General features: G+C 38.1%; 5 protein-coding genes. 2 read left to right on the top strand and 3 right to left on the bottom strand.

Annotated elements, in window-relative coordinates:
- Positions 1–849: 849 nt before the first annotated feature.
- Positions 850–1,983 (top strand): type III PLP-dependent enzyme, encoded by a 1,134-nt coding sequence (locus ACFIKI_RS07870; RefSeq protein WP_375666662.1) that lies wholly within the window; start codon positions 850–852, stop codon positions 1,981–1,983.
- Positions 1,984–2,057: 74 nt separating this feature from the next.
- Positions 2,058–2,642: a GNAT family N-acetyltransferase gene (locus tag ACFIKI_RS07875; RefSeq protein WP_375623907.1), complete on the top strand. Its 585-nt coding sequence runs from the start codon at positions 2,058–2,060 to the stop codon at positions 2,640–2,642.
- A gap of 1,063 nt (positions 2,643–3,705) precedes the next feature.
- Here the strand turns inward: ACFIKI_RS07875 and ACFIKI_RS07880 are convergent.
- The 3 genes from ACFIKI_RS07880 to ACFIKI_RS07890 all read right to left on the bottom strand — a co-directional run bounded on the left by ACFIKI_RS07880 (position 3,706) and on the right by ACFIKI_RS07890 (position 6,959).
- The gene (locus ACFIKI_RS07880) at positions 3,706–5,277 is read right to left on the bottom strand and encodes a DHA2 family efflux MFS transporter permease subunit (RefSeq protein ID WP_375623909.1); all 1,572 of its coding nucleotides are present in this window, start codon (positions 5,275–5,277) and stop codon (positions 3,706–3,708) included.
- A 24-nt stretch (positions 5,278–5,301) separates the two neighbouring features.
- The gene (locus ACFIKI_RS07885; protein ID WP_375623911.1) at positions 5,302–6,396 is read right to left on the bottom strand and encodes an HlyD family secretion protein; all 1,095 of its coding nucleotides are present in this window, start codon (positions 6,394–6,396) and stop codon (positions 5,302–5,304) included.
- A 170-nt stretch (positions 6,397–6,566) separates the two neighbouring features.
- Positions 6,567–6,959 (bottom strand): Fur family transcriptional regulator, encoded by a 393-nt coding sequence (locus ACFIKI_RS07890; RefSeq protein WP_375623913.1) that lies wholly within the window; start codon positions 6,957–6,959, stop codon positions 6,567–6,569.
- Positions 6,960–7,242: the final 283 nt, after the last annotated feature.

The following is a 7,242-nucleotide window of genomic DNA, read 5'->3' on the forward strand; positions in this document are numbered from 1 at the left end:
ACAATACAAGAGAAGATGTGCCTCTTATGAATCGTCTCAAATGTCAAGGGCTGTCACAACATTGGGGGCTTAGTGTGTGATGATGATCAGCTTGCTCTTTTATGAAGCCTAAAGATAGTGGGTTCAATAAATTTTATATTATTTCATTGGGGGTACCATTCTATCATTTACGGGTGCTGGTGCGAAATGGGCTCGAGCACTTTAAGAAATATTTCTTTAAAGAAAATACGTGAAGATATAACCCAACTATATTCCGTTTGGGGTATGCTGTTTTACATGAGGGGAGTGATCCCATGAAAGTGGATGAATGACTTTGTTTGCAGGGGGAGAGTGTTGTTTTTTTGCACCCATTTTATCTTTAAGAATTAAAAAATGTTTAAAATTAAAAAAATGATTGAAATGAGAAAGGATTCGTTTTATAGGATGCCTTGCCCAAAGTCGCACGTGCCTGTGGGTGTCCGCTGGTTCTCAAATGGTGAGATTAACCGGTACGGTACCTGGAACTAACCGCTCCAGTCATTCTTACAGCCAATTGCAAGAATGAGGACATCTTGAAGCAACGACGGTGCGGGCCTTTCTGTTGTCTTCCAGCTTTTAAACGCTGGGATAACTATAGAGGCACACCTCATTGCCTTCAGTGCGGAAGTGGTTTTCTCAACTCCAATCAAAAAGGCAGATAAAATAGAATAACGCGGTTTCGCGCTGTTCTTTCGCTGCATGCAATGCTAATTTCTGGTTTTTCGTAATCAGAATGGGGATGGTTGTTGTGTGTTTTTTGTCCTTTAGCTTTTGGTAGCTTTGGCTGTCCAAGCATAGAGTGGGGGAGCATTCCCTCAAGGAGAATTGCAGATGGCAACGCAACGTATTCGCGATTTTCTTGCAACACATCGTTCTGAAGGTCCATGCTTAATTGTTGACCTTGATGTTGTTCGTGACAATTATTTAGACTTTGAAAAAGCTTTGCCGCAGTCTCGTATTTTTTACGCAATAAAGGCTAATCCAGCACCTGAAATCTTGAGTTTGCTGAGTTCTTTAGGATCTTCTTTTGATGCGGCTTCTGTTGCAGAAATTGAAATGGCTTTAAAAGCAGGAGCAACGTCAGAGCGTATTTCTTTTGGGAATACGATTAAAAAAGAGCGTGATATTGCACGGGCATATGCACTGGGAGTTTCACTTTATGCCGTTGATTGTGTTGAAGAAGTAGAAAAAATTGCGCGTGTTGCTCCAGGAGCACGTGTTTTTTGCCGTGTTCTTACCGATGGAAAAGGTGCTGAGTGGCCATTGTCACGCAAATTCGGTTGTGTTCCTGCTATGGCGGTTGATGTGCTAAGACGGGCACACCAATTGGGTTTGCAAGCCTATGGTGTTTCTTTTCATGTTGGGTCTCAGCAGGTTGATCTGAGTGCATGGGATCGTGCTTTATCGGATGCTGCTACAGTGTTTAAGCGTTTGGAACAAGAAGGTATTTCACTGAAATTGGTGAATATGGGGGGCGGTTTTCCAACGCGTTATTTGAAAGATGTCCCGACAGAACAAGCTTATGGTACAGCAGTTTTTGATTCATTGAAAAAGCATTTTGGTAATCGTATCCCTGAGACGATTATTGAGCCAGGACGTGCGATGGTTGGCAATGCTGGTGTTATTCGTACAGAAGTTGTTCTAATATCTAAAAAAGCTGATAACGATAATGTACGATGGGTTTATCTTGATATTGGGAAATTTAATGGTCTTGCTGAGACTATGGATGAAGCCATTCGTTATCCTATTGAGACACCTCATGATGATAAGGTGATGGAGCCTTGTATTTTGGCTGGACCAACATGCGATTCGGCAGATGTTCTCTATGAAAAAACACCTTATCCGCTTCCTCTATCCCTAACAATAGGAGATGAAATATTGATTCATGGAACTGGTGCTTACACAACAACTTACGCATCGGTTGCTTTTAATGGCTTTGAGCCTTTACGATCATATGTGATCTGACATTTCCTTTTAACTATAGTTTTTTTGATTTTTTGCTATGCTCGTCATGGCGCTGTAAGAGGGCGGTTATAGAGATGAACATGATTAATTTTCAAACAAAAAATGGGGCATGTTTTACACTTTTATTGGAGCAAGAAACCGATAAGCCTTATCGAGAAATTTTGCTTGATTCAATGATGGGGTATGGACGTAAACGTAAATCATCAGAGGCTTTACGTCGTGGTCGTTTGGCTGCTCAAGGGCTTTCTTTTGTGGTTAAAAATGCGCTTGGAGAGCTTGTGGGAAGTGTTCGTCTTTGGCATGTTTCTTTTTCTAAAGGAAAAAATGAAACACAACATGCTTTACTTTTAGGCCCCTTGGCTGTTGCTGCTGAATGTGCTGGTATGGGAATAGGATCAATTTTAGTCCGCCATGCAATTGAAACAGCAAAAAAATTGGGATATGGCGCCATTTTGCTGGTAGGGGATTTTGAATTTTATCAACGTTTTGGCTTTTCAAATAGTTTAACAGAAAATTTGGCAATGCCTGGTCCTTACGAAAAACATCGCTTTCAAGCGTTGGAACTGATACCAAACTATCTTGCTGGGTGTTATGGCACTTTGGTTCCTAGTGGAGAACGAGAAGTTTCAAATCGTTTTCAGCATCATAAAGTCGCTTAAAGATAGTGTTTATTTTGTTTTTCAGCAGCTGCCATTGAGGAGAGCATATTGTTTTGGCTCGTGCCAAGGTATTTAGCGCTACAAAGTTTTTGGGGAGTTCTATTGCGATTTTATTATATGGCTGGTTTCTTATTTTTGATAATTTCAGTTCAGTGAGTAGGAATATATTTTAAGCTCATTTTTTGAAATAGCGTCCTATTTTATAATATTAAAGGAACCAGATTTTTGAGTTGTCTTGTATTCTTTTAAAGTCGGTATCATCATACAGTTTTCCAGTTTTCAATATCGTTGGTCGATCTTGCATCAAAACGATTCGGTATTTTACTTTTTTCTTAAACAGTTTTTATTTCTTTGCTTTTTATGTGCAAGGGAATGGTTTTGATTGATTCAATAGAGAAATTTTATACAATTTTAGCGCTTGTTGAAAGAGAAGGGGCTTAAGAAAGAAAAATATGCAGCAGTAGAATCAAAATTATAAGTATCAGCTTTTTTAAAAGAGTGTAAAAAAATAAAATTACATGTTCAAAAGCAGCTTTTTTGAAAAAAATATATCATTACTTTTTTTGCTATAAAGGTAAATCGTTTTGCAATTGGCATGAGAGTATCAAATACAAAATGATTTTCTCATATAAAATTTTGCATTCAGAATCAAAAAAACGTTATCCTACACATTATAAGGGAAAATAGGTGCGTGAATAAAAATCACAAGAATCATAAATCTTTTATGAATATTCTTGTAAGAATCAAAAGAGATGAAGGGCAAAGAATCTTTTAATCGTTTGTGCCCTATGGTGATAAATCAAAAATCTTATAGAAATAGCTGCTTTATCTTTATAGTGTGGAGCACGTTAGGTAAGCTCTTTGTTTATTATCATCTAAAGCAATTTTGCATGTGAGAAGTTATTTTAAAAGTGCGTAAAGAGCCTGCATTCAAAAGAATTTTTATCAGAAGAATCATTGAGAATCACATATTAATTTATATTGTCTCTTGAGAAGAGATAAAGTGATAAAAATCGAGGAAAGGGATAAGGATATAAAAAATATTCTTCAACTTTAATGAAGCTTAGTGACTTGGTGGTGAATCCATGAGGGGTGGTATTTTTCTGAGAAAAATAGTCATAAATGCCAAAACGCTAAAGATAATGGTTATGATAAAGAAAATATCACTAAAAGCCATAATCATTGCTTGTATGCGGACTATATTAAACAATTGAGAAAGAGCAAGAGTATAGGAATCAAAGGTTTCTGTTTTGAACAATAAAGTAAGCTTTGAAAGCATTTCAGTTGCTTGTCTGTTTGCGTGGTTAAGTGTTTCGGCTATTCGTCCATAATGGAAGTCCGTGCGTTTTGTCATGAGCGTGCTGATAATGGCAAGCCCCACAGCACCACCTAGATTCCGTGTGAGATTAAAGAGTCCAGAAGCATTTTGCATTCGTTCTGGTGGGAGTGTTCCCAATGCAATATTATTAATAGGAACCATACATAACATTACAGAAGCACCACGGAAAACTTGCGGCCAAAAAAGCTGCCAAAAATCCCACTTATCTGTGATAGCGCTTGCCATCCAAGTGCCTATTGCAAAACCAAAAAGTCCTATTGCCATCATTAAACGTGCATCCATTCGTGCTGAAAGGAATCCTGCAAGGGGAGCCGTTAATAACATGACGAATCCTGAAAGAAACAATGTTTCTCCAATCATAAGGGCATCATAATGGCGGATTTGGCTCAAATAGACAGGATAAAGGTACGTGAGTCCATAAAGACCTATCCCCAGTGAAAAGGAAAAAATGGATGCAGCTGAAAAATTAAAATTAGAAAAAGTAGAGAGATCTACAATGGGTTCTTTTGCTGTAAAAGCACGCCAGAAGAACAAGGTGGCAGCAAGAATCATGATAATGAACAAATTCCGAACCAGCCTATCATTCAGCCAATCATGACGTGCGCCTTCTTCTAGTACATACTCTAAAGTTCCTAGAAAAACAGCCATAGAAATGAGCCCCAACCAGTCAAATTTAGCCATGAGAGATGGATTTGCTTTATCAAAATCAATCAACTTCCAAGCGAGAATTGAAATAATAATCCCAAAAGGCACATTAATGAGAAAAAGCCAGTGCCATGATAAGATATGACAAAGATAACCTCCGATCGTTGGACCAATGGTGGGAGCTAATGTTGCGACTAGTCCAACAATAGGGGTAACAATTGGGCGTTTGGAAGGAGGAAAAAGAACATAAGAGGCGACAAAAACGCTTGGGATAATTCCACCACCAATAAAGCCTTGTAGTGCGCGATAGATAATCATTTCTCCAATAGATGTTGCTGTTGCACAAAGAACAGAAGTAATCGTAAACCCGATCGCTGATATGGTGAAGAAAACACGTGTTGAAAGCAATCTTCCTAAGAATCCAGAAAGGGGCAACATGATGACTTCAGCGATGAGATAGGAGGTTTGTACCCATGAAATTTCTTCAGAGCTTGCTGTAAGCCCCGCTTGAACTTCGGCTAAAGAGGAGGCAACGATTTGTATATCCAAAATCGCCATGAACATGCCAAAGGCCATAACTATGAAAATCACAATGTTACGGATTTCTATGCGCTCTTGAGACTGTATGGGCTTTGGTATTGAAGATGTCATAATAATGAGGTCATTTTCTTGTTATTATAAGAGACTTATATCTTGTGGTTTTGTACGTGTATCAACTTCTACTGAAACACTCATTCCTGCTCGGATATGTCCGGTCTTTAAGACTTCTTCTGGAATAGAAATACGTACGGGAATGCGTTGGACAATCTTTGTAAAGTTACCGGTAGCGTTTTGTGGAGGAAGAAGAGAAAAAACAGCACCTGTTGCGGGTGAAATAGAAAGCACTGTTCCTGTAAAGACCTCCTTTTTGAAGGCATCAACAGAAATATAAGCCTTTTGTCCCGCGTGAATATTTTGCAACTGTGTTTCTTTATAGTTTGCTTCAATATAAAGTGCATGGATGGGGACTAACGCTGCAAGACGTTGGCCATTTACAACAAAATCTCCCGTTTTTGCTGTTAAATTTCCTATAATTCCATCAAATGGCGCGCGTATAATGGTTGAATCAAGATCACGTTGTGCTTTTTCACGCGAAAGTTCTAAACTCTTTGTTTGGCTTTCTGTTTCACTTCGTTGTGCTTCTAGTACTCGGATATTTGCACGTGCTGCAGCAATTTGTGCATCTGCTCTGTTAACATTTGCAATGGCTTGTTCATAAGCTGATTTGGCATCATCGACCTCAGATTGAGGGGCATAACGATCGGCTTTCAGTTCTGTTACACGTTTTAAGGTGAGTTGTGCATTGGTTGCTATAGCTGAAGCGGCTGCTTTTTGCGCTTTTGCATCATCTAAAGCACTATGAGCGGCTGTGATTTGTGCATCAATGCGTAGAAGTGTTTTTTTCTGTGTGTTAAGATGCGCTTCTGTTTGATCTAAGGCTATTTGATAATCACCATTGTCTAAGTAAAATAAAACATCGTCCTTTTTTACAACTTGGTTGGCTTTAATAGCGATTTTTTCAATATATCCATTTAATTTAGTCGCAATAGCGGCTATATCTCCTTGTACATAGGCATCTTCAGTGGAGAGCATATAACGCCATTGTGTTATCCACTTATAGCTAAACCAAAGCACAAAAATTGCAGAGACAATAAGAAGAGCCTTGATTACTTTCCTTTGTTGCTTTTTATTGAAATTTTTGGCTGAAAAAATTGTCTCAGATATGGACATGATTTATACTTTCAATATTTATGTTCTAACGAGTATAATAAGCCTCTCACTCTAGGGTAGGGTGATATATACAGACGATAAGAGCTTTTCAAACAATAAGGCGATCTCTGGTACATAATGCTAAATATATAAACTTGCAAGTTAGAGATCTTGTTTTCAAGTTAGAGGTCTTATTTTATTGCGCATTTTTTACAAAGACCTCGTACTTCTAGGGTGCTTTTGTGTGCTTGGAAGTCAACCGCTTGAACCATCTGTTTTAAACTCGATACAATCGTTTGATTTTGTATTTCGTTGACTGTGCCACAGTTTTCGCAAATTATAAACGTTGTAAGTTCATGTTGACAGTTTTCAGGGTGTAAACAGACCATAAAGGCATTTACACTTTCAAGACGATGAATACACTTTAACTGTACGAGTTTTTCTAACGCACGATAAACTTGGAGAGGTGCACGAAAACCTTCTTCGCGTAAATGGTCGAGAATCGCATAAGCACTTAAAGGCCCCTTTGCATTTTTTAAAGTGTTTAAAACCAATGTTTGGTTACGCGTCAGTTTAGATGACATTGACATCTTCCTTTTGCTCTCATGGAAAAGCATAAAGCGTGTAAGATATTTATGCAATGGTGATTATAGAATATGTACTCTATCTTTCTTTAGCCTTTGACATGACATCATTGCAATATGTAAGAAAAGTTGCAATCGTTGTGAGGGGAGGGGTATTATACTCTGAAAGCCGCTGCTATCTAGCAAGGAACTTTTACAAGCTTCTTATTTTTCCAATAAAATCTTGAAATAGGATTTTTTGTTACAAAATTTTATTGGTAATGTTTGGGGCATTTTATTTAAA

Origin of the sequence: Bartonella sp. TT121SHDZB (assembly GCF_042193415.1) — a bacterium.
Classification (GTDB): Bacteria; Pseudomonadota; Alphaproteobacteria; order Rhizobiales; family Rhizobiaceae; genus Bartonella.